General features: G+C 62.3%; 18 protein-coding genes and 1 pseudogene. 7 read left to right on the top strand and 12 right to left on the bottom strand.

Annotated elements, in window-relative coordinates; all coding sequences use genetic code 11:
* Positions 1-5 precede the first annotated feature (5 nt).
* The 3 genes from U5A58_RS32620 to U5A58_RS32610 all read right to left on the bottom strand — a co-directional run bounded on the left by U5A58_RS32620 (position 6) and on the right by U5A58_RS32610 (position 3,596).
* Positions 6-1,265, bottom strand: a complete 1,260-nt coding sequence (locus tag U5A58_RS32620; RefSeq protein WP_321964513.1) for a diguanylate cyclase domain-containing protein — start codon at positions 1,263-1,265, stop codon at positions 6-8.
* Positions 1,262-1,948 (bottom strand): YfiR family protein, encoded by a 687-nt coding sequence (locus tag U5A58_RS32615; RefSeq protein WP_415774328.1) that lies wholly within the window; start codon positions 1,946-1,948, stop codon positions 1,262-1,264. Before U5A58_RS32615 ends, U5A58_RS32620 begins: the two co-directional genes overlap by 4 nt.
* A 616-nt stretch (positions 1,949-2,564) precedes the next feature.
* Positions 2,565-3,596, bottom strand: coding sequence for an AraC family transcriptional regulator ligand-binding domain-containing protein (locus U5A58_RS32610; RefSeq protein WP_321964511.1), 1,032 nt, complete (start codon positions 3,594-3,596; stop codon positions 2,565-2,567).
* A 208-nt stretch (positions 3,597-3,804) separates the two neighbouring features.
* Between U5A58_RS32610 and fabF the strand changes: the two genes are divergently transcribed.
* Complete coding sequence (gene fabF / locus U5A58_RS32605) at positions 3,805-5,043, top strand: beta-ketoacyl-ACP synthase II (RefSeq protein ID WP_415774327.1); 1,239 nt, start codon at positions 3,805-3,807, stop codon at positions 5,041-5,043.
* A 186-nt stretch (positions 5,044-5,229) separates the two neighbouring features.
* Here the strand turns inward: fabF and U5A58_RS32600 are convergent.
* A pseudogene (locus U5A58_RS32600) lies at positions 5,230-6,653 on the bottom strand (ISNCY family transposase).
* A 431-nt stretch (positions 6,654-7,084) separates the two neighbouring features.
* On the opposite strand from U5A58_RS32600, the gene U5A58_RS32595 reads away from it, so the two are divergent.
* On the top strand, positions 7,085-9,001 hold the full coding sequence (locus U5A58_RS32595) for an AAA family ATPase (RefSeq protein ID WP_321964509.1): 1,917 nt from the start codon (positions 7,085-7,087) through the stop codon (positions 8,999-9,001).
* A gap of 39 nt (positions 9,002-9,040) precedes the next feature.
* On the opposite strand, the gene U5A58_RS32590 is transcribed toward U5A58_RS32595, so the two are convergent.
* A complete protein-coding gene (locus U5A58_RS32590; RefSeq protein WP_321964508.1) occupies positions 9,041-13,882 on the bottom strand; it encodes an NAD-glutamate dehydrogenase in 4,842 nt (1,613 codons plus the stop codon).
* Between the two features lie 197 nt (positions 13,883-14,079).
* Positions 14,080-14,994: a transcriptional regulator GcvA gene (gene gcvA, locus U5A58_RS32585; RefSeq protein WP_415774326.1), complete on the bottom strand. Its 915-nt coding sequence runs from the start codon at positions 14,992-14,994 to the stop codon at positions 14,080-14,082.
* Between the two features lie 187 nt (positions 14,995-15,181).
* On the opposite strand from gcvA, the gene U5A58_RS32580 reads away from it, so the two are divergent.
* Together U5A58_RS32580 and U5A58_RS32575 are read left to right on the top strand one after the other, a co-directional pair.
* Positions 15,182-15,886 carry an SDR family oxidoreductase gene (locus U5A58_RS32580; protein WP_321917975.1) on the top strand — a complete coding sequence of 235 codons (705 nt, stop codon included), beginning with the start codon at positions 15,182-15,184 and terminating at the stop codon, positions 15,884-15,886.
* Positions 15,887-15,896: 10 nt separating this feature from the next.
* Positions 15,897-16,475, top strand: a complete 579-nt coding sequence (locus U5A58_RS32575) for a pyridoxamine 5'-phosphate oxidase family protein (RefSeq protein WP_321964506.1) — start codon at positions 15,897-15,899, stop codon at positions 16,473-16,475.
* A gap of 81 nt (positions 16,476-16,556) precedes the next feature.
* Here the strand turns inward: U5A58_RS32575 and U5A58_RS32570 are convergent, their stop codons facing one another.
* Positions 16,557-17,150, bottom strand: a complete 594-nt coding sequence (locus U5A58_RS32570) for an NADPH-dependent F420 reductase (RefSeq protein WP_321964505.1) — start codon at positions 17,148-17,150, stop codon at positions 16,557-16,559.
* A gap of 99 nt (positions 17,151-17,249) precedes the next feature.
* Entirely contained in the window at positions 17,250-17,990 is a 741-nt protein-coding gene (locus U5A58_RS32565) for an SDR family NAD(P)-dependent oxidoreductase (protein WP_321964504.1), read from the bottom strand.
* Positions 17,991-18,112: 122 nt separating this feature from the next.
* Here U5A58_RS32565 and U5A58_RS32560 point away from each other — a divergent pair, with 122 nt between their 5' ends.
* Positions 18,113-19,003 (top strand): LysR family transcriptional regulator, encoded by an 891-nt coding sequence (locus tag U5A58_RS32560; protein ID WP_321964503.1) that lies wholly within the window; start codon positions 18,113-18,115, stop codon positions 19,001-19,003.
* A 6-nt stretch (positions 19,004-19,009) separates the two neighbouring features.
* Here the strand turns inward: U5A58_RS32560 and U5A58_RS32555 are convergent, their stop codons facing one another.
* Positions 19,010-19,900, bottom strand: a complete 891-nt coding sequence (locus U5A58_RS32555) for a LysR substrate-binding domain-containing protein (protein WP_321964502.1) — start codon at positions 19,898-19,900, stop codon at positions 19,010-19,012.
* A gap of 101 nt (positions 19,901-20,001) precedes the next feature.
* Here U5A58_RS32555 and U5A58_RS32550 point away from each other — a divergent pair, with 101 nt between their 5' ends.
* Positions 20,002-20,592, top strand: a complete 591-nt coding sequence (locus U5A58_RS32550) for a LysE family translocator (protein ID WP_321964501.1) — start codon at positions 20,002-20,004, stop codon at positions 20,590-20,592.
* A gap of 53 nt (positions 20,593-20,645) precedes the next feature.
* On the opposite strand, the gene U5A58_RS32545 is transcribed toward U5A58_RS32550, so the two are convergent.
* The 3 genes from U5A58_RS32545 to U5A58_RS32535 are packed head-to-tail and all read right to left on the bottom strand — an operon-like array spanning position 20,646 to position 22,694.
* The gene (locus tag U5A58_RS32545; RefSeq protein ID WP_321964500.1) at positions 20,646-21,260 is read right to left on the bottom strand and encodes a hypothetical protein; all 615 of its coding nucleotides are present in this window, start codon (positions 21,258-21,260) and stop codon (positions 20,646-20,648) included.
* A 48-nt stretch (positions 21,261-21,308) separates the two neighbouring features.
* A complete protein-coding gene (locus U5A58_RS32540; RefSeq protein WP_321964499.1) occupies positions 21,309-22,094 on the bottom strand; it encodes a molybdopterin-dependent oxidoreductase in 786 nt (261 codons plus the stop codon).
* 6 nt (positions 22,095-22,100) lie between these two features.
* The gene (locus U5A58_RS32535) at positions 22,101-22,694 is read right to left on the bottom strand and encodes a cytochrome b/b6 domain-containing protein (RefSeq protein WP_321964498.1); all 594 of its coding nucleotides are present in this window, start codon (positions 22,692-22,694) and stop codon (positions 22,101-22,103) included.
* A 324-nt stretch (positions 22,695-23,018) separates the two neighbouring features.
* Here U5A58_RS32535 and U5A58_RS32530 point away from each other — a divergent pair, with 324 nt between their 5' ends.
* On the top strand, positions 23,019-23,678 hold the full coding sequence (locus U5A58_RS32530) for a YceI family protein (RefSeq protein ID WP_321964497.1): 660 nt from the start codon (positions 23,019-23,021) through the stop codon (positions 23,676-23,678).
* The last annotated feature ends 77 nt before the right edge of the window (positions 23,679-23,755 follow it).

The following is a 23,755-nucleotide window of genomic DNA, read 5'->3' as shown; positions in this document are numbered from 1 at the left end:
TAACGTCAAGCCTGTCCTGCGACACCTTCAGCAAATTGCCACGAGCCCGGCCGCGCACGCTTGGCCCGGTACATCGCGGCATCTGCGGCCCGCAGCAAGCCGTTCGCGTCACACGCGTGATCGGGATACAACGCAATCCCGACGCTCATCATGGTGGCCACCGTACGGCCATCGGGCAAGGTGATCGACGGTGTCATGCTCGACAGTATGTCCTCGGCGATACGGGTGGCGCTGGCCAGTTCGCGCATCGGCGCCAGCATCACGGCGAATTCGTCGCCGCCGAGGCGTGCCACCAGATCGACCTCGCGCAACTGCGTACGCAACCGCGCCGCGATACCGATCAGCACCGCATCGCCGGCTTCATGGCCGAGGCCGTCGTTGATCTCCTTGAAGCGGTCGCAGTCGAGATAGAGGACGGCGACGCGCTGCCTTGTCACCATGGCCTCGTCGAGCGCACGCATGAGGCGAGCCTCGAATTGCCAACGATTGGGCAGGCCGGTGAGCGCGTCGTGGGTCGCCTTGTGTTCGAGCGACGCGTTTTCGTGGCGCAGGGTGTTTTGCCAGTCTTCGAATTCGTCGAGCAAGGCGTTGAAGTCGTTGCCGAGCTCGTTGAGTTCAGCGATTGCCGCGGGCTCGACCCGCTGCTCGAACGCACGCTCGCGCCGCACTGCGTGGGCAACGCCTGCCAGCGCGTGCAGCGGAGCGACGATGCTGCGCAGCACGCGCTTCGAGCTGACATAAGCGCCAAGCACGCTAACGGCGAGGCACGCGAGGATGCCACCGACGCCGCCGAGCAGGAAACCGAAGAACTGGTGCCCCTGGCCACGCACTTCGACGTAACCGACGACGACGCCGTCGTGGACCACCGGCACGGTGACGGGGCCAGGCAGCGCAATGTCGGCGACCGACCGCTCGAGCCTGGCGATCGCATTGGCGGCTGGCGACTGCCATGCGGCGAAGGGTCGACCCGTGCTGTCCGAGACCACGATCTCGGCCACGTCTTCTTCTTTGGCGATCAGCACGATCGCCTGGGTCGCCGCAATGCGGTCGCCGAACACCAATGCCGCCTCGACTGTATAGGCGAGCGAGCGGGCCAGCAGGTTCAGGTTGTTGCCGGCATAGGCACGCAATGCGATCACGGCGACCATGATCAACGACACTGCGGCCATCGTGACGGCAACGAACGCCAGACGCAGATGCGCGCGGCGCAATACGCTTTGCAGCGTCGGGCGCGCAGGGAAAGCGGGGGGCGTGGGCCGTCTCATGGCGTCACCGGCCGCCGCGCGAGATTGAGGACATTGGGCTGGACGCGTACGCCGCTGCGCGCTACGGCATCGAGATTGATGTCGAACGTAACGCGCTCGCCATCGACATTCAGGCAGAACATGCTGCCCGCGGTGCAGGTCGGATCGTGTTCCGCAATCGTCAGGACCGGGCGGCCCGCCACGGTGGCGCTGACCCGCTGTCTCTCGGCACCGTTCAGGTCGCCGAGATAGACGACTTCACAGGCTGCGCCAAGGGCGGAATCATCAAAGGGGAGATGCTGCACCTCGAGCGGCGTCGAGCCGGCCTGCAGCGTGTCGACCAGGCCTTGTGCGTAGTCGGGCCTGCCCGTCACGCACAGGTGCAGGTGGCCAGGCGGCGTCGGCCAGTGCGTAAAGCTGATGATTCCGAGCACGACCTGGCGCACGGCGGCGTCTCGTGGCGAAACGGTGAGACCGGTGCGGCTCGCGGTGGTGACGGTGCCCGCCGTGTGGCCCGAATCGACTGTATTGTCGGGTGTGTCGGCGAGCGCGCCCGGTGCCGCGCCCAGCGCGCATGCCGCTGCGAGCAAGGCGTGGCGAAGCCGGGCCGACCAGCCAGGCAGGCCAAACGTCGCCAGCGCCGCGCTCCTTGGCCTCATTGCAGCCGCACGACCGGCGACCGCGGCGGGCACGCTCGCATGCATGATGAAAACACCTGTTGGCGTTGATCCAGGCGCTGCCCTGGCTCCCGCCATTCGCGGGCGTGCACAAGGTGATGCGCGCAGAAGTTCATCTTAAGCGCAAAGTCGCACGATCAACCAGTCGAACACCCGCTTTCGCTGTGGCCATCGACGTTTGCCGCTTTGCAGCGAATTGATCTGTAGATTGGAGGGTCAAAACCGTCGGCACCCAACTGAGGTGAGATTATTCAGGATGTCGAAAGAGCAGCTCTCGAACGTCGGCGGCACCCGCTCCAGCCAACCGTCCAGGCATGATCAATGCAGGCACGCCATGCTGCGCATTTCTGGTCGATCTCCATCAAGTGATGGAGGTCAGCGGGCGCGGGCGAAATTAGACTGGGAGGGGTGGTCAGGAAATATCGCTGCACTTCCGACTACCTCGGCCCGAGGGCGGCCGCCCGGTAACGCGGGCGCGAGCGGCGCCAAAACAAGCCTGATCGTCGATCGTCTGAGCGCAAGAGCCAGGCGCGAGTCAGCCACAGCAACTCACCAGGAGGTGGACCATTACGAAGAGTCCCATGCCGCCCCCGCCTGGGACGGCGTGGCGTGCAGTGCTGTTCTGTGCGTGTGGACTGCCACGTCATTCACCCTGCCGGGTGCCTTTGCGATAGTCAGTAGGACTACTGCCGGTCCAGTGTTTAAATGCGCGGCAAAAAACGGTGGCGTCGGAAAAGCCGAGATCAAATGCGAGCGCGGCCACGCTCGTGTTCGAGTTTGTCAGCCGATGGACTGCGATATCCCGTCGTAGTCCGTCTTTCACCAGCTGGAAATGCGTTCCTTCCTCTGCGTATCTGCGGTTGAGCGTGCGTACAGACGTGTGCAGCGCCTGTGCAAGATCCTGTATCGTCACCGGCTGCGCAATATTCTGTTCAAGATACTCGCGCGTCTTAGCCACAATGGATCCGTAGTGAAGTGCGGTGAATGTCCAGTCTCCGGGAGCACGCTTCAGGAATTCCCATAGCTCGTGTTTCTCGCGTTTGAACGGCTCCGCACAATCCTGGTACAAGAAATAAATGCTCGTCACCTCTGAATCAAAGTGCGCTGGACCTGGGAACAAGAATGCGTAGTCCTCTACATGCCTCGGCTTGGCGAAACTGAACTCGACCCGATGCAGGTTGATCTCCCTGCCAAGCAGCCATGATGCGATGCCGTGAACGAGCTTCATCATCAACTCATGCCCAAGTGGCGTGACCTGTGTGCCAGACGTTCGCTCCGCCAGAGCCAGTCGCACCAGATCCTTCTTCGTTGATATCTGCAACCGGTAGTCATCCAGCAACAAATTCCAGAAGCGGACAAAACGATTGAACGCCACCAGCACGGTAGGCGCGTCCAGCAAGCTGAGCATCAGGTACTTCAACGTGCCACCCCGGATCGGCCTGGACCATAGTCCCAGCATCTCGTCATCGAGCGTCGCCGCGACTGTCCTGTACAACGCGACGTATTGCTGACGTGTCATTCGAGCGTCAGGCTGATTGAGAAGGGACGGGGGGATGGCGGCGCTGGCGAGTGCTTGTGCTGCTACGCCTTCTCCGTGACGGGCACGAATGACGCGCAGCATCCCGTGCAAGAAGTGGGCGGAAAGCGTGAGAGGGCTTTGCGAGGACAATTTCATGGTTCGTCCATTATGGCGCATTTTGCACATTGATTGGCGCGATGCGCCAGTTCTCTGCTAGCCCTGCGCCTATACTGACCGGGAAATTCTGCTACGCCTGAAGTTTGCGATAGCTGCTAGATGGCGCGTTGAGCCAATTTCTGGCGGCGTTTCTTCGTCGGTCAAAAGGGAGCATGGTTTGAGCACGAGACGGATCGTTGTGACTGGCATGGGTATGGTGTCGCCATTGGGATGTGGCGTTGAATCCGTATGGAGCCGCCTCTTGAAGGGGCATTCAGGCCTGGCCGGTTTGCCTGGCGACGTCACCGATGGGATTGCATCGAAGGTCGGTGGCGTCGTGCCTGTGTTGACATCAGACTGCCCATGGGGATTCGATCCCGCTCTCGCGGTGGAACCCAAGGACCAGAAGAAGATGGACCGGTTCAGCCTCTTTGCGTTGACTGCAGCGCAAGAGGCTTTGAATCAATCGGGGTGGCAACCTGCAACAGAAAGCGCCCGCCAAAGGACAGCAACAATCGTGGCATCCGGCGTAGGTGGGTTCGGTGCGATTGTAGAGGCCGTCCGGACTACTGACGAACGGGGTCCAAGGCGACTTTCTCCTTTCACCGTTCCGAGTTTCCTGGCCAATATGGCGGCGGGCCATATATCTATTCGCCACGGCTTTCGTGGTCCCCTGGGCGCACCGGTCACTGCCTGTGCAGCCAGCGCACAGGCCATTGGCGACGCAGCGCGCCTGATTCGCGCTGGCGAAGCCGATATTGCCGTGTGTGGCGGAGCCGAGGCCTGTATCGATCGCGTCAGCCTGGGGGCATTCGCCGCGGCAAGAACCATGTCCACAGGCTTTAATGATCAACCCGCTCAGGCGTCCCGCCCGTTCGATGCTGGGCGAGACGGCTTTGTCATGGGAGAGGGCGCCGGCATGCTCGTCATAGAAGACCTGGAGCACGCATTGCAGCGGGGCGCTACTCCGCTTGCGGAAGTGATGGGGTATGGCACGAGCGCCGACGCACACCATATGACCTCTCCGCCCGAGGACGGCGCCGGCGGACGTCGGGCGATGGAGCTGGCAATCCAGCAGGCGAACCTTGAACCCAGGCTGATCGGGCATTTGAACGCCCATGCGACGTCCACGCCCGTAGGCGACATCAGTGAGTTGGCGGCCATTAAGGCGATATTTGGAACAGATCGCGGTCCCGCCGTATCAGCCACCAAATCTTCGACAGGACATTTGCTTGGGGCCGCTGGCGGCGTGGAAGCCATTTTCACGGTGCTCGCGCTGCGAGACCAGCTTGCGCCGCCTACGCTCAACTTGACGCAGCCTGATTCGGCAACGGACGGCATCGACATTGTCGGCGGATCGGCCCGAAGAATATCGACGGAATATGCGATCTCCAATGGTTTTGGTTTCGGGGGCGTCAACGCCAGCCTGGTATTCCGTCGGCTTTAATTCCCGCTGCGAGCGCATCGGGCGACCCGCGGACCCACATCAAATGCCATGGCCAGATACAGATGTCTGGTCTCCGGCTCAATAGAAATGTCCGGTTTTAGAGAGGTTTGCTTCTGTCTTTCCCGGTGTTGATCTCCATTCCGTGTTGAAGGATAGCGTCTGGAGCAGCAGGGCGGTGGTGTGCGTTCAGCGAGCCCTCGCAGACCGCCGCCCAGGTTTTGAATCTGGCTTTGAGGTCTGCGCCAGCTTCACGATCACCGCTTCCATGTCCGCCTGCGTGAACTCGCGCGTCTTCTTCGAGCCCGGCACCCGTTCGGCCCTGCGCACCTCGATGCCGCGGTTCGTGCGCGAGGGCGAGCCCGAGGCGCGCCGGTCATCGCGCTGTGCCTGCAGCGCCTGCGCCACCTCCAGTGCTTGCGCCAGACGCTTGTGCTCGACTACCGCACCCTGGTCCACCTCGGTCAGGCGGTCATACTCGCGGTACGGCAGTATCCGCGTGTCGGCCCGCAACTCGATGCGTCCGTCCGGGTACTCCCAGACCTCGATGTAACGGTGCACCAGCTTGCGGTTCTGCGGCGTGTCGTCGAGCAGGTACATCACGCGGTCGTACTGCACCGTGAGCGACTTCGTCACGCGCCGCGTCTCGCGCCAGGTGAGCAGGGCGTCCAGATCCTCGTCCTCACGCAACGGCCGGTGCGCATCGAACGTGCTCCTGGGCGGCTTCGCAAAGCGCACGTTGTAGGCCGCCATGAAGGCAGGCGCATACGCATTCGCGTCCGCCACCGTGCTGATGCCGCGCAGGCGCAGTTCCTTCACCAGACGGTCCTGCAGCGTCAGGTTGGCGCGCTCCACGCGGCCCTTGGCCGAGCTGCTATTGGCGCAGAACGTCTCAATGTTCAGTCCGTACATCGCGCGCCCGAAGTGCGTCACGCTGCGCCCGGTCTCGTGGGCCCTGACACTGCGGAACACGCTGGCCTTGTCGCTGTACAGCGCCACCGGCTTGCCGTAACGCTCCAGATACGCACGCGTGGCCTCGAAATAGCTGAAGGTCGATTCGGTCTGCGTGAAGTGCAGGTGCATCAGGCGGCTCGTCGCGTCGTCCACGTACACCAGCAGCGTGCAGGCCGGTGCGCGCTCCTCGAACCAGCGGTGATTGCTGCCGTCGATCTGGACGAGTTCGCCCAGACACGCGCGTCGGGCCCGCGGCTGGTAGACCTTCGGTGGACGCTGCGCGCGGAATCCACAGACTCGCATCGCGCATCCATCGACGTACGGTCTCCTTTGCCAGCCAGATTTCATGGCATTCAGCGAGCTTCTCGCACGCCAGCGTCGGGCCCGACATCGGCGTAACGCTCGCGGATCAGTGCCAGCGCCCGCTGCGCCTTGCCGGCTGGCAACTGATGGTTGCTGGGGCGTCCACGCTTGCCCGACACCAGTCCCGCCACGCCAGCGGCCCGGTAGCGCAGCACCAGCCGCTCAACCTGGCGCACGCTCAGGCCCAGCCGATCAGCCGCCTGGCCAGGCCTGAGCCGTGCCTCGGTCACCGCCTGGATGACCTTGAACCGGTCGACTTCCCGCATCGTCATCGTGATCGTCCCAGTCGCGTTCATCGCCGGCGCTCCTTGTGGATGTCCGGCGCTCAAACTACCCAGAACACGACACTTCTATTTAGCGGAAACCCGACATTTCTACTTGGGACCTACATCAAAAACTTCGATAATTTATGTTATGTCAAATAATATCGCAACAGATTAATGTCCCCTCATCACCTCAATCACGCACATACACATAGCACCGATCCCGCCCCTCAAAAAAACACACAACCGCGCTAAATCGCCGGATTAAAAGGCATTTATCCGCCAATCCCTTTTTTCGCGCGCCGCACAACGCAGGCATAATTCCAATGGAGCAGCGCGATTAAAAGGGTCGTTTTCGTATTCCTGAATATCTACGGACTACGCAAGGCGAGACGTTCTTGCGCCTCCGGTCCCACGATAGATTATCTGGCGTCGCCATCGCGGCGCGAGGCAGGAATAGATTCATGAAACCGGCAAGTAATTCGCGGTGGTCACGCTTTGGCCGATACATTGCGTTGGGTGTTTGTGCGGCCGCAGTCGCGGCAACGGCTGGCTTCTTCTACTGGCGGTATGATGCGGATCTCACGCAGTCCCAGTCTGCGGCGCTTGGCGGCATTGCCAGCGAAATGCGGCATGACACATCGCCCTGGACGAAGCGAGAGAAAGACGCCTCGGAATTGCTGCGCGATATTCACGACCGCGATGTCGCCGCTATCGGTGTGAGCCGCGAAGCGATTCTCGTCTCGACGCTCAAAGGCGAAAAATATTATGTGGCCGATCATAACGGTGCGTTCTCGAACGCCCTGCTGCTCGGCGATCTGAAGCCGGGCGCCACGCCGCCCTGGCAGCTCGTCTGGCTGCCTCACGCCGATGTGCGCGTCGGCGCCGCACGGTGGACCGAAGCGTTGGACGGCCTGCGCGATGCACTCAGTCTGCTGCTGCCCGTGCTGATGGTGGGCGGTCTGTTCTGGTTCATGCGCCGCGAAATGGGCGGCGGCGCGCAATTGCTCGGCGAGTCCCCCGCGTTGCGCTTCGACGACGTGATTGGCGCTGGCGAGGCCAAAGCCGCGCTCGCCGACGTGCGTGCGTGGCTCACCGAGCCGGCGCAATTCACGGGCATGGGCGTGCGCGCGCCATGCGGCGTTTTGATGACCGGTGGCCCGGGCGTTGGCAAGACGCGCCTCGCGCAGGCGCTTGCAGGCGAATGCGGCGCGAACTTCATCGCCATCACTGGCAGCTATTTCAGCGCGAAGTATTACGGCGTGGGCATTCAGAAGGTCAAGCGCCTGTTCGAACTCGCGCGCAAAAACGCGCCTACGGTCATCTTCATCGACGAGGCGGACGGTCTCGGCAAGCGCACCGATACCGGCGGCGGCCCGGTCGAGGCGGAAAGCAACCGCATCATCAACCAGCTGCTCGCGGAGATGGATGGGTTCGAATCGAACGAAGGCGTGATCATCGTCGCCGCGACCAATCACCCGGACAATCTCGACGAAGCGCTGCGCCGCCCCGGCCGTTTCGACCGCACGGTGCAGGTGCGTTTGCCCGACCTGGAGGATCGCGCCGAGATTCTGCGCTTCTACGCCGGCAATCTGAAGACGAAAGCCAACGACATCGATTTCAACCAGCTCGCGCGGCTAACCACGGGCCTTTCGCCGGCCACGCTCTCGATGATCGTGAATCAGGCGGGTCTCGTTGCGCGCAAGGCCGGCAAGCAGCATGTGGCCGCGGTGGATTTTCTCGAAGCGATCAAGATTGCGCGCATTGGCGACGTCAACGGCGCCGAGCGCGCGCTTTCGGACGACGAGCGCACGCGCATTGCGATCCATGAAGCGGGACATGGCCTCGTCGCCGCCCTCCTCGGCACTGGCGTGCTCGAAGAAGTCACGATTTTGCCGCGCGGCGGCGCGCTGGGCGTGGCGCTGATCACGAAAATGCAGGACAAGTACCTGTATCGCGAGACGGAAATGCGCAACGAGATCCAGGTGCTGCTGGGTGGCCGCAACGCGGAACTGCTCATGTTCAGCGAAGCCTCGAGCGGCGCTGCGCAGGATCTGCAGGAGGCTTCGCGCATCAGCCTCGATATGGTGTCGAAGCACGGCTTCAACGCGGACGGAAATCTGTTCAGCCTCGCAGCGCTGCCGCAGCAGGTCGCGGGCTTGCAGTTAAAGAGCGCGATCGAGCACGCCAACGCGCTGCTGCACGAGCTCAACGGCGCGTGCTTCGCGTTGCTGCGTGCGAACGAGCCGGTGCTGCGCGCGATCGCCGATCAGCTACTCGAGTCGGAGACGGTGCCCGGCGAAACGGTCTATCGTCTGATTCGCGAGCATGCGGCGGCCGTGGCGAGCACGCACGCGGTGACCGAAGCGGCCGCCGCTTGAGCGGCCGCTTGCTGCGCCGTCGTTCAGGTCCTCAGCCCCTCAGCCCCTTTCAAGGGCCGCCATCGCTCTCACGATAACGAGCAGCACGGAAAGACTCACGCCAGTGGACGCGCGCAGCTCCGTAAGCAACTGCGCATAACGCTCGAGCGCTGCTTCGTGCTGTGCGCACCATGCGTCCACAAGCGTTTGCGGGTCCGCGGAATCGGCGCCTTGCGCAAGCACGCTCGTGGTCAGCGCGCGCTTGAGGTGCGCCACCTCGGCAAGCGCCGCCGCGCGCGCCATGGTGTCCCAATGCGTCGGCGTGGGCAACGTTGCGGCTCGCTCGCTAATCCAGCCGTAATTGAGCCGCGTGCCCAAGGCAAAATACACTGCCGCAACACGCTCGAGCGGTTGATCGCACGCGGCAGCCACATCGGCAATGTCTAGCAGTGCTACTGAAATATCGCCGCTAGCCACGCGCAGTGCGAGCACGTTTTCAACACCCGCGTTCACGAGTTCACCCTGGCGTGCCGAGAGCGCTTCGAGATCTGTTTCGGGCAACAGCGCCGGCAATTGCGGCGCGAGGCGCTGCACGGCGTCGCGGCAACGCGCCAGCAGCGTACTCACACCGTCGTTGCTGACTGTAGCCGCCTGCAGGTGCCGCAGGAACCAAAGCGCCGCACGTTCGAGCAGTCGCGCGACGGCGACAAACATGCGCGCCTGCACGTCGTCGGCGACCCGGTTGTCGAGCGCGTCGATGGCGCGCCAGATATCGTTGAGGCCGAATACGTCCTGTGCCATGACGCACGCGCGCACGATTTCGCCGGGCTGCGCATCGGTTTCCTCCATCAAGCGGTGCACGAATTCGCAACCCACGCGGTTCACAAGCGCATTCGTCAAATGCGTCGCCAGGATTTCCCGCCGCAGCGGATGCCGATGCATCGGTTCGCTAAAGCGCTGCTGCAGCGGCTGCGGGAAGTAGTCGATCAGCAGGTTCGCAACGAGCGGATCTTCCGGCACGGACGAATCGAGCAGTGCATCGTAGAGCCACATTTTGCTGTACGCGAGCAGCACGGCCCGCTCCGGCGACGTGAGCCCGAGTTTGGCGACCTGGCGTTCGGCGATTTCGTCGTCGGTCGGCAGGAATTCGATATGGCGATTCAGACGTCCTGCGCGTTCGAGCCAGCGCATCAGGCGCGATTCGGCATCGAGCAGCTCCACGGCGTAGCGGCCCGCGATCGAAAGCGCCTGCGTCTGGTAGTAGTTGTCACTCAGCACCAGCAGGCCGACTTCGTCGGTCATCTCCGCCAGCAACGTGTTGCGCTGCTTCGTTGTCATCTCGCCGTCGGCGACCACGATTCCGAGCAGGATCTTGATGTTCACTTCGTGATCCGAACAATCCACGCCTGCTGAGTTGTCGATCGCGTCTGTGTTGATGCGGCCGCCGTGCTGGGCGAATTCGATCCGGCCGAGTTGCGTGACTCCGAGATTGCCGCCCTCGCCCACGACCTTGCAACGCAGTTCCGAGCCGTTCACGCGCACGGCGTCGTTGGCGCGGTCGCCGACCTGCAAGTTGGTCTCGCGCGCGGCCTTCACATAAGTGCCGATGCCGCCGTTATAGAGCAGATCGACGTTCGCAAGCAGGATCGCGCGAATCAACTCGGTTGGCGAGAGTGCCGCCGCCTCGATGCCGAGCGCCGTTCGGACTGCGGCTGAGAGCGGGATCGTTTTCATGGTGCGCGCGAACACGCCGCCGCCAGCCGAAATCGTGGCGGGATCGTAGTCGGCCCAACTCGAGCGTTCGAGCGCGAAAAGCCGCGCCCGTTCGGCGAGACTCACGGCCGGGTCGGGGTTGGGGTCGAGGAAAATGTGCCGGTGATCGAACGCCGCGACGAGTTTGATATGCGGCGAAAGCAGCATGCCGTTGCCGAACACGTCGCCCGACATGTCGCCGATGCCGACCACGGTGAAATCGGTGGCTTGCGTATCCACGCCCATTTCGCGGAAGTGCCGCTTGACCGACTCCCACGCGCCGCGCGCCGTGATCGCCATCTTCTTGTGGTCGTAGCCCACCGAGCCGCCGGAGGCGAAGGCGTCGTCGAGCCAGAAGCCGTATTCGACGGATATCGCGTTCGCATAGTCCGAGAACGTCGCCGTGCCCTTGTCGGCGGCCACGACGAGGTACGGGTCGTCGGGGTCGTGGCGCACGACATCGGGCGGCGGCTGAATCGCGTTGTTCACGAGATTGTCGGTGAGATCGAGCAGGCCGCGCAGGAAGGTTTGATAGCACGCGACGCCTTCACGCATCCACGCTTCGCGCTCGCTCGCCGGCGGCGGATTCTTCACGACGAAGCCGCCCTTCGATCCCACAGGCACGATCACGACGTTCTTCACCATCTGGGCTTTCATGAGGCCGAGCACTTCAGTGCGGAAGTCCTCGCGGCGATCCGACCAGCGCAGGCCGCCGCGCGCGACGCGCCCGCCGCGCAAGTGCACGCCTTCCACGCGCGGCGAATAGACCCAGATCTCGAACATGGGTTTGGGCTCGGGCAGGCCGGGCACTTTCGACGGATCGAATTTGAACGAGAGCGAGGGCCGCTCCGCGCCATTGGCTTCGCGCCGGAAATAGTTCGTGCGCACCGTGGCGTTGATCACGCCGAGGAACTGTCGCAGGATGCGGTCTTCGTCGAGATTGGGCACCTGGTCCAGCGCGCTTTCGATGGCCTTGAGCATGAGCGCCGTGCGTTCCTCACGCGCCGCTGCATCGCGCGGATCGAAACGGAGTACGAACAGTTCGACGAACTGCCTTGCGATCGCCGGATTTCCAGTTAGCGCGCGCTCGATATAGGCGTCGCTGAAGGTCGAGCCCACCTGACGCAGATACTTCGCATAGGCGCGCAAGATCGTGACTTCGCGCGCGCTCAGGTAGGCGCGCAGCACCAGCCGGTTGAAATCGTCGTTTTCGATGCGCGCGGTCCAGACGCTTTCGAACGCGTCTTCGAACAGGCTCTTCACGCGTTCGATATCGAATTCGGCATCGTCCGCAAGTTCAAGGCCGAAATCGTGGACCCACGCGGGCTCACAGGACGGCGCCTCGATCACATAGGGCCGCTCTTCGTCCACGCGCACGCCGAGATGTTCGAGCATCGGCAGGCTGCGCGAGAGCGCAATGGCGTCGCCCGCACAATACACCTTGAAGCGGAACGTACGCGGCCCCGCCTCGATGGGCCGATACAGATTCATGGCGATGCGCTGCGTTCCCTGCACGCGCTCGATCAGTTCGATGTCGCGTACCGCCGTGCGCGCGGGGTAGTCGTCGCGATAGCCGGGCGGAAATGAATCGGCGTAGCGATGCAGCAGACGTGTGCCCTGCTCTTCGCCGAATGCGTCGAGCAGCGCGTCGGCCAGATCGTCCTGCCAGCGGCGCGTGACCTGCACGAGCCGCGCTTCCAGTTCGTTCGTGTCGACTTCGGGCATCGTGCCGGGCTCGGCGTGCACGACGAAGTGAATCCGCGCAATGGCCGACTCCGAAAGCAGCGGCGTGAACTCCACGGAAACGCCGTTGAACGCCTCCACGAGCAGGTTCGCAATGCGCCGCCGCAAATCGGTGTTGTACTTGTCGCGCGAGACATATACGAGGCACGAAACGAAGCGATTGAAACGGTCGCGCCGCACGAATAGGCGCGTGCGCTGGTGTTCCTGCAAGCGCAGCACGCCGAGCGCAATGTCGAAAAGTTCGTCTTCACTCGCCTGCAGCAGCTCGTCGCGCGGATAGGTCTCTAGCACCGTCACCAGCGATTTGCCGAGATGGCCTTTGGGCAGGAAACCCGCGCGTCGCACGATATTCGCGCATTTGCGCCGCACGATCGGGATTTCGGCGGTGGACACCATATAGGCCGTCGACGTGTAGAGGCCCACGAAGCGGCGCTCGCCGCAGACCTTGCCATCTGCGCCGACGAGCTTCACGCCCACGTAGTCGAGATAGCCGGGCCGGTGGACTGTCGCGCGCGAGTTCGCTTTCGTCAGGAAAATGGGCCACGCGCCTGCGATGATCTCTTGCGCCGCGGGAGGCAACGGCGTGATGTCGGGCGTGCCCGGCGCGCGCAGCGATTCGCGCAGAATGCCTAGACCCGAGCCTTCCACGCCGCGCAGGGCATAGCCGCCGTCGTGCGAAACCAGCGCGTAATCGCGTTGGCCGAGGAACGTGAAATGGTCGGCCACCATCCATTCGAGAAATGCGCGCGCTTCGATGTCCTCTGCGCTCGTTTCGCGCGCTTTCATCGTCTTGATGGTGGTGCGCGCGGCCTCGAGGAGGTTCGGCCAGTCTTCTACGGACGCCCGCACGTCGCCAAGCACCTTGGTTATATCGCGGCGCAATTCGTCGAGCTTTGCTGCGTCGCCGCAGCGGTCGACTTCGAAATGGATGAACGACGCGAGTTGCGATTGCCCGTCACCGGCGCTGGCGCCGGCCTCGCCGACGCGCTCAATTGCGCCGTCCTTGTCGCGCCAGATCCGGAATACAGGGTGCAGCGCGGAATGCAGCGCAAGACCCAGGCGGTTGACGGCCATGGAAACCGAATCGACGAGAAACGGCATGTCGTCGTTGACGATTTCAATGACCGTGTGGTCCGAATGCCAACCATGCTGTTCGAGGATCGGGTTGTAGACCTGCATGCGCTCGCTGCCCGGCACAAAGCGCTGCGCGGTTCGCCAGTGCGCCATGGCAGCGCCGTAGAGGTCGGCAATGCTGCGGCTGCGCAGATCTTCAGCGTCGGCGAAATCGTAGTAGTGCCGCAGGAAAGGTTCGACGATCTGGAACGTAGGCTCGGGCAAGCGCGCCCGCGCAAATTCCACGACGTCGGAGAGCAGATGGGCGACGAATTCTTCGTTCCTCGCTAGCATGACGAACTCCTTGGCGGATAGTCATCGACTGCATCGGCGGTTCAGTCATTATGCACCGGTAAAGTGATCGAACGATGAATGCGTGCGCACGATCTGCCCCACCGCGAGGCATTGCACGCTCGCGCGCTGCGTTGCGTTGCGTTGCGTTGCGGATGTTGGCGCAGAACTTGCGAACGGCGAACGCCTGCGTCAACGCGCTAAGGAGCCGCTTTCGAAGCCAGATGGAATTGGGCGAGCAGCCAGGTGCGAAGCTTTTGGCTTGTCTCCCATCGGACGCTGCCCTGGGGGAGGACCACGTAATAACCGAGCGACAGTGGCAGCGAAAAGTCGAACAGGCGTTGCAATCTTCCGGCTGCGATATCGCGCGCGACAAGATGCTCGCTCGTGAGCGCGACGCCCTGCCCCGCAATGGCGGCGTCGATGGCAAGCGACGACTGACTGAAGCGCGGCCCTTTCAGCGTGTCGATGCCGTTTGCGTAGCCCAGTGCGTTGAAAAACTCCGGCCACAGGTCATGAGAATCGTGCAGCAGCACATAGTTTTCCAGGTCCGCGATCATGCGCACCGGGCAGTCGTGCTTGAGCAGTTGCGGACTGGCTACGGCGAACACCTGTAGCGGAAATAGCAGGTCGCTGACGAGACCTTTCGCGAACGGTGGCTTGCCGAGCCGAACCGCGATATCCACGCCATCGGATTTGAAGTTGCACAGCGTTGCATCAGCAATAATCCGGACGTCGATTTCCGGATGTGTTTCGGCAAACTCTGCTAGCCTGGGTATCAGCCACTTCGAAGCAAATGACGGCGTCGTGCTGATCGTGAGGGACGTCGAACGCCGGTTCAGCGCCTCGGTCGCGTCGGCGACGATCGTGAGCGCCCGCTGGACGGCAGTAAAGTAAGTATGCCCCTCGGTCGTGAGCGCGAGCCCCCGCGGCCCCCTTGCGAAAAGGGGCAAATTCAGGGCTTCCTCCAACACCCGCACCTGTTGCGCGACAGCGCCCTGCGTCACGCCGAGTTCCTCCGACGCGAGCCGGAAATTGAGGTGCCGGGCGGATGCGTCGAACGCGCGGAGCGCATTCAGCGGCGGCAGGTGGCGTGGCTTCAATGAGTGCTTCAACGGATATATTGGCTATTGAAAGGTCGGCAATTCGCCAGCAGCGATTCAATAGCGAGCCAGTAGAAATTTTATTGTCAGACTATAAGAAACATCATTCGACAATTCAATCATAACGCCATACAGTTTCTGCACGAAGTCCCATGCAGCGCAGCGTTGCGGCGCTGAATCCATTCAAGGAGAGAGCAACATGGCAGTAGAAAAAGTAGCACTCGTCACGGCGGCCGGCAAGGGCATGGGTGCGGCGATCGCGCGCGAACTGGCAGCCAGCGGCTACCGTCTGGCCTTGATGTCGCCCTCTGGCAGCGCGGCCGAGCTGGCGAAAGAGCTGGGTGGATTCGGCTTTACGGGCTCGGTAACCGATCCGGACTGTATCGACCGGTTCGTTAGCGAAACGCTCGAAAAGTACGGCCGCATCGACGCCGTGGTGAACAACACGGGGCACCCACCGAAGGGCGATCTGCTTTCTATCGCCGACGAACAGTGGCATCTCGGGCTCGATCTCATCGTGCTCAACGTCGCACGCGTGCTGCGCCGTGTGACGCCTGCATTTCTCGAACAAGGCGGCGGCGCGGTGGTGAATATTTCGAGCTTCGCCGCCGATGCGCCCGAGCAGGCCATGCCCGTTTCTTCTGCGCTGCGCGCCGCGTTGAGTTCGTTCACACGCCTCTACGCCGATCGCTACGCCAAGGACAATATTCGAATCAATTCCGTTCTGCCGGGATTTATCGACAGTTGGCCCGAAACGCCCGAGATCGTCGCCCGCATTCCGGTTGGCCGCTTCGGCAAGACACAGGAGATCGCGCAAACGGTGGCGTTCCTCTTGTCGGATGCCGCGGGGTACATCACGGGGCAAAACATCCGAGTCGATGGCGGTATCGTGCGTGGTCTGTAACGCGCCAGATATGGATCAGATCGTCGACGCGGTCTGGGCACGCCTGCACGCCGGCGCAAACGCCGGCAAGGAGCGCTCGCCCTTTACGATGCTGCAGGCCGCGACGATCGGGCTCGATGGCGCACCCGCCGTGCGGACGGTTGTGCTGCGACGCGCCGCTCGCGAGCAGCGTTCAGTCATGTTTCATACCGACGTGCGCTCTACGAAAGTGGCTGAATTGCGGCGCGACTCGCGCATATCGCTTGTCGGCTGCGATCTCGACGCCGGAGTGCAAATACGACTCTATGGCGTTGCACGACTTGTCGAGGCGCCGTCGGAAACGACAGCAGCATGGAACGCAAGCCGACCTCGAACGTTGATCGTCTATCGCACGCCGCTTGCGCCCGCGACGCCGGTTGCGTCTCCCGCTGAAGCGCATGCTGCGGCGCATGGCGAAGATCTCGACCCAACAGACGGGTTCGAAAACTTCTGCCTGGTCGAAGTGACCGTATCGAGAATCGACTACCTCGATCTGAATCCCGCGGGGCATATGCGGGCCAGTCTCGTGTTTGATGAAGGGAAATGGTGCGGCACCTGGATCGCGCCTTAGTCGGCGAGATGCCTCGACCCGCATCCCGCGCGAATACTTTGGCTCATCAGAACGCCGTCCGGCACGTTTTCGCGCCGTCTATCAGTCGAACTTGACCAGATCCTGGAAGATAAGCTGGGCCCACGTATTGCCGCGCGCCTGCACGAGGAGGCCGCCCTCGCCGATCTTCCCGAGCTCGACCGGCGCGAAGCCGAGCCGGTCGATGAGGGCCGACACCGAGGCGCTAGCCGCTTCGTCGTCGCTAGAGACGAACACGACCCGCCTGCCGCCATGCGGCGGCGTCGGCCCCTGTGCCAGCGTGGCTGCAGGCAGGTGGTTGAAGGCTTTCACCAGCTTCGCGCCCGGAAACGACTTTGCAACGACCGCGCTCGAAGGCAGACCGTCCAACTCCTTCACGGGCACGCCGTACGCGTTCATTGCGTCGATCACGATTTTCCCCTCCCAGTTCCCGACAAGCCGGGCGACGTCCTCGTGAGCACCGAAGGGGACGGCCAGAATCACAATGTCGGCCTTGAATGCGTCCTCGATGCGCTTTGGAACGAGCGACGGCCCAATCCGCGCTGCGAGCGCGTCCACCGGCCGCCTGCCTGCCACGGCGACTTCGATACCTTGATCGGCGAATGCTTGCGCGATGGCCGTGCCGATCTTGCCAAGCCCGATGATTGCGTAGCTCATTGAATGCTCCTTTAGTTATCCTCTATAACAAAGTTGCTCGGACGCATGCCGAAATCTGCTACGTCAGACGACTCCACCGTGGATGGCGACCTGCTTGCCTCAGACCTGGCCAATGCCGCCGTCATTCATCAAATCCGCGCCCGTCATATAGGAACTCTGGTCGGAGGCGAGAAAGAGCGCAGCGCTTGCCATCTCCTCGGCCCGGGCCAGTCGGCCGATCGGAACCATGCTCTTGTACATGCTCACCAGTTCCTCGCGTGTCGCCGACTGGGCGTCGAGAATCGGAGTGTCGGTGACACCAGGGCTGAGCATATTGACGCGAATGCCGCGATCCTTGAATTCGGCGGCCCACGTGCGAGCATAGGAACGCAATGCGGCCTTGGTCGCCGCGTAAGCGGTATGACCTGGAATGCCCATCACGTGCATGGCCGATGAGACCAGGATGATCGATCCGCCACCTGTCATCATCGGCAGCAGTTTCTGCACCAGAAATACGGGACCGCGCGCCATGAGGTTGAATGCCTTGTCGAAATGCTCGGGCGTGATGGTGTCGATCGAAGCCTGCTCGGTGTAGCCCGCGTTCGACACAATGATGTCGACGACACCCTTTTCGTTCCTGACTGCTGCAGCAACACGGTCGAGATCGTCGAGGTCCGCTGCGTCGGCCTGGATCGCGGTTACGTTGCGCCCAATCCGTTCGACGGCTTCGTCGAGCGGGCCTTGCCGACGGCCGAAGATAAAGACGTAAGCACCTTCGGCGACGAACCGCTGGGCGATCGCGAGGCCGATACCCGTCGTTGCGCCGCTAACGACGGCGATCTTTCCTGCGAGTGTGGACATTGGAACCTTCTGCCTGTTGGTGATCGGAAGTGACATCGTAATTCCCGCCCCGGCAGCTGATAATTAGCAGAGTTATCATAAGACCCATTCCTCGAGAGAATAGGTGGCACGAGAGACATGCAATGGATCGGTTTCACGAATTGAACGCCTTCATTGCCGTTGTCGAAGCGGGTGGCTTTTCCGCCGCGGCGCGTCGAACGGGCGAGTCACAGTCCGCCATCAGCAAGGCGATCGGCGCGCTGGAGAGGCGCCTCGGCGTGCTGTTACTCAACCGAAGCACGCGCAGCGTGACGTTGACGGACCAGGGGCAGAAGTACTATGAGCGGACCAAGCCGTTGCTGGACGAAATCGAACTGGCCGACGGCGAACTGACGAGCAGTACGCTGGACGTCTCGGGCCTTGTCCGGATCGCCGCCGCTTCGACGTTCGGCCGCCTGCATGTTCTGCCGCTCATTCCCGAGCTACTGTCGCGCCATCCAGGTCTTCAGGTCGATCTGGTGTTGTCGGATTTCGTGCGCGATATGGTGGAGGATCGTATCGATCTCGCGATTCGAGTGGGCGCCGTCAATGACCCGGATGCGGTCGTGAGGCGTATCGCCAGCACCCCGCTGGTCTGCGTCGGATCGCGTCGCTATTTCGAGCAACACGGCATACCGAAGGACCCTGCGGAACTCACCAGTCACAATTGCCTGCTCTATGGCGGTCTGCTCGAATCGGCGAACTGGCCGTTTCATGGGCCGCGCGGCCGGTTCAGCGTACCCGTGCGAGGCAACCTGTCGTCGAATAGCGTCGAGACGATACGTTCTGCCGTGCTCGCGGGTGTGGGAATCGGACTCTTCGCGAAGCTCTCGCTTACCGACGAACTCAAGCATCCCGACATCGTGACCGTGCTCGACGATTTCATTCGGGACGCTCGCGACGTGAGTATCGTCTGGCCGAGACGCCGTTTCGTGCCTGCGCGAGTGCGCCGGGTCACCGACTTCTTTGCGCAGGCGGTGCCGCAGCGCTTGTAGGGTGCGTCACGCAATGTTCGCTAGCTGCACGCGCCGAGCGCCTGATTCATTCCCCATCGATTCGCGTACGTAGCGCGCGAATTCCTGCGCTGCGGGTTGAACTGTCGCTGGAAATCGCAGGCAGATCGCGAACGCAGGCAGCGCAGGCAAGCCGGTTGCTTCAGGCGTGAGCATCTCCACACCGGCCGGCACCGTGGAGGCGAGCCAGGCCGTGATCGCAAGGCCTGCGCGCACCGTCGCAGCGGTCGCCTCGATGTTGCCGCTCTCGAACACGGTGCGCCACGCAATGCCCTTGTCCGCGAGCGCGCCGAGTACAACCTGCCGGAACGCACAGTGCTCGTCCACCATCGACAGTGGCAATGGCCGCTTGCGCCACGCATCGCTGCCGCGCCCATTGGCCCACACCAGGGGCTCGATGCCGACCACTTCGCCTTCGGCTTCGCTCGCGACATATTCGAGCAACGACACGTCCACATGACCGCTATCGACTGCATCGCTGAGTTCCGGTGAGGCCGCGCAGACCAGCGATATGTCAACGTCTGGATGGGCTTCGGCGAATGCCTTCATCGCGGGCGCGAGCCGCGTCACGAGGTCGTAAGGCACGCCCACACGCAGGGCGCCACGCAGCGGCTGGCCGGTCATGTCGGCCCAGATTTCATCGTTGAGCCGCAGCAGTTGGCGTGCTTTCACGAGAAACGCCTCGCCCTCGCGCGAAAGCTCCAGCTTGCGCGTCTTGCGTACGAATAAAAGGCAATCCAGCACGTCTTCGAGGCGCTTCACCTGCTGGCTCACGGCGCCTTGCGTCATGTGCAGCAAATTCGCGGCAACCGTCATGCTGCCGCTATCGGCAACGGCAACGAAGGTACGTATGAGGTCGAGGTCCAGGTTCCTGCTCATCGATGCATTATTCCGCGTAATGGAGCGCATCAATATTATTACCTTTCACGATGCGTTGCCGATCCGTACAGTGCACCTCTCACTCACACAGATGGGCACCCATGACCTCGATTCTGCCGCTCGTGCTTTTCGTCGCCGTCTCGACCGTGACGCCCGGCGGAGCTACCACGCTCGCCACCGCGTCGGGCGCGCGCTTCGGCTTCGTACGTTCGATTCCACTGATGCTAGGCATCGCGATAGGCCTTGCCTTGCTCGCTGCGGTCGCTGCACTTGGACTAGGCGGTTTGCTGCTCGCCCTCCCGTCGCTGCAAACGGCGGTGAAGGTGCTCGGCACTGCGTATCTGTTGTGGCTCGCGTGGCGTATCGCGCGTAGCGGGCCGCCGGGTGCAGGCAACGGCCCCGCGCGTCCGGTTACGCTCGTCAACGGTTTGCTGCTGCTCTGGCTCAACCCAAAGAGCTGGGCGATGACGGTCGGTGCGGCGGCGTCGTTCACGCTGTTCGCGAGCAATCCGAACCGCCTCGCAATGCTGCTCGGCACGGCATTCGGCGTTGCTGCGTGCGCGTCGCTCGCGCTCTGGTGTGCGCTCGGCGTGCTACTCGCGCGGTTCTTTCGAACGCCGCGTCACTGGCGCATGCTCAATCTCGCGATGGGCGTGCTGCTCGCAGCATCCCTCATTCCGACCTGGCGATGAGCATGCTTTCGGCAAAAGTCATCGCCCAGGTGGGAGAGCCGCGACGCTGTCGCTTACATTGGCGGGACGACGCCGTCTTTTTCGACCACCACGCGCTGCGCGGTATACGTGCCCTGTGACGCGGGTTTCGCGACCACGAAGACTTGCTTGCCCGGCGCCAGATCTGTGCGCGCCGCTGGCATGAACGTAACGATGGGTACATTCGGCGGCACCGTTACCTCATTGCTGCCGCCCTTGTACGACAGCTTGAGATTGCGGCCGTCCGTGCCCTGCACGACGGTATCGACATTCGCATTGGTCATCGTGCTGTTCGGGCCGAGGTCCCACGCGTAGTGGCCCTCCCCCGTGCCGCGTGCGGCTTCCGGGAAAACGACGACTTCCGTTGCAGTCAGCTTGCCGTCCGTGCCGGTCGTCGCGGCCGTGCCGACGAACGTTCCCGGCTTGATGTCGGAGAGCTGCATCGCCTTGACGGCCGACACGGGAACATTTGCCGCGAGGGCGATCGAGACCGTATCGCCACTGCGGCGATGGACCTTGAGAACATCGCCGTCGAGAGACACGACATTGCCGCGAATACGCGTTGGCTTGGCATCGGGCGTTTGTGCCAGCGCGCCGCCGGCAAGCGCCATTGCGGCAATGGCCGCGCCAACCTTCAGTCGAATGGTCATGAATACTCCGTATAGCAGATACGCGTTGAGGAAAAGGCCGATTCCCCTTCAGGAACCGCCAAACCAGTTGTATCCCTGGTTCTCCCAATAACCGCCGGGATACTCGTTCGTCACCGTGATTGCGACGATGTGCTTGGGATTTTTGTAGCCGAGTTTGGTCGGCATGCGCAGCTTCGCGGGAAAGCCGTACTTCGGCGGCAGCACGTCCCCGTCGTAGGTCAACGTCAGCAACGTCTGCGCGTGCAGCGCTGTCGGCATATCAATGCTGGTCCAGTAGTTATCGGCGCAATGGAGCGCGACGTACTTCGCAGTCGTGTCTGCTCCGGCGCGGCGCAGGAATTCGGAAAAGCGCACGCCGCCCCAATGTCCAATCGCACTCCATCCCTCGATGCAGATGTGACGTGTGATCTGACTTTCCTGGGGCATCGCTTGCAGTTCGGCGAGCGTCCATGTGCGTTTGCCGTTCGCGAGTCCGCCTACCTGAAGTCGCCAGGTTGCGGGGTCGACTTCCGGTACGTCGTCGATGTCATAGAACGCGTTGAACGGGAAAGGTCGCGTGATCATCGACTCTGGATACGTCGGCGCCATCTTGTTCGGATCGAAGAGCAGCGCCTGCACGCGGTCGTTGAAGAACGACATCTTGCGCAGCATGGTGTTCACCGACTTGTCGCTCGAGAGATCGCAGCCCGAAAGCATGGCAATGCCGCCGAGCGTGAGTATCTGTCTGCCGAGCAATCTGCGCGCGGGACTCTTCAATTCGCTACGCGCGTCCTTGATGATCGAATCTGCGTTCGAGACGAGAAAGGCATTGGGTTGTCTTTTGCCGGAGCGCATGGGCAATTACCGTCCGCGAATCATCAGGAGCAGCGAGCGCGGCACGAATGCGACCATGACGACGTGCACGACGAAAAACGCTACGAGAATGCTCATGGCGAAGAAGTGGACGACACGCGCGTTGTCGTATCCCCCCATGAGCGTTCGCAGCAGGGGGAACTGAACCGATTTCCAGACCGCCAACCCGGAAAGGATCAGGATCGCGATGTCCACGATAACCACCACGTATGCCAGCTTTTGAACGGCGTTGTAGCGCGCTAGATCTTCATGCTTCAGCTTGCCGCGCAGCGCGGCGGCAAGATCCCTTGCTAGCGCCCCGATTCGAATCGGCAGAAGCTTTCTCCAGAGGCGCTTCGACAGGATATTGAGGAACATGTAGACGAGATAATTCGCGACCAGCAACCACATGATCGCGAAGTGCCACTGCAACGCGCCGCCCAACCATCCGCCCAATGTCACACTCGCGGGAAAGGTCAGTCGGGCAAAGATAGGCGAGGCATCATAGATCTGCCAGCCGCTTGTCACCATCAGCACGACTGCCACCGCGTTGATCCAGTGTGTCGTGCGGACCCAGAGAGGCTGAATTGTCGTTCGGCTCATTTGCAGGCTTCGTGGAAGTGGTTCGTCTGCGATCAGACCTGGCTCGCTCGTTCCGAGGTCGCACCGTGTTGGTGGGTAAACCTCGCACGTGCATGCCTATTCCACAGCTGCTGAAAATTTTTTCCTTACAGATTCACAACAAAATGCTTCGACTTTCAAACGCGACGGAATAAAGAGGGCATGCGGAGCGTTTTCCCGGTGCCCTCAGCACGTCACGGGGCCGTGCGAGTGACTCGAGCACAGATGGCTGAGGGTCAATTGCGCACGATAGCTGTCGACTTCTGCAGCGCGCTTGGCGGGCATCCCGAAAAGTGGAGGTAGAGCGTGCGGGAACGTAACCCCATCTGTCGACGTGGCCTGTCCATCGGTCGTCTCAGGCCACACACAATTGCAATCGCGACGTTTGTCTGCACTGCGTGTGCGGCGGCCGGGGTTAGCGCCGATCCGGTCGATGTGTCTTCTCCGCTGGCACAGTATCGACTCGATCCCGGCCGTTCGGGTGTGACGTTCGACGTCACGAACGTCTGGCACTCGAGTCTCACGATGCACTTCAGCCGCATAGGTGCCGAGCTCGATGGATTCGAGGGCGTGGCTTCAGGCCGGGTCATGGTGACGATCGACGCGACAAGCCTCGAAGCGAACGCGCCGTTTGTCACCGGAATTGTTGAAGGCGGTGGCATGCTGGACGTGATGCACTATCCGGCCATTCGCTTCGTCAGCACTCGCCTTGTCCGGACCGGTCCGTTGAATTGCCTTTTGACAGGTGACCTAACGATCCGCACGACGACACGTCCCGTCACACTCGCTGTGACCTTCGACTCAGACCCGCGCGAGCCTGCGGGCACTCGCCAAACGCTGGCCTTCTCCGCCGACGGCCATTTCAGCCGGGCGGCTTTCGGGCTAACGAAATGGTCCTCCGCTGTCGGGGACGATGTGCACATGAGCATCCGTGCCGAATTCGTCAGGGAGCGTGTGGACCCGTGAATGCTTGTTTACGACGCCCAAACGCCAGAACCCCGGTTCTCTTTCGGAGACACCGGGGTTCTGGACGTTACTGCATA

Origin of the sequence: Paraburkholderia sp. J7 (assembly GCF_905220155.1) — a bacterium.
Classification (GTDB): Bacteria; Pseudomonadota; Gammaproteobacteria; order Burkholderiales; family Burkholderiaceae; genus Paraburkholderia.
Note: the sequence above shows the minus strand (reverse complement) of the source record. Positions and strands in the feature narration are given on the sequence as shown.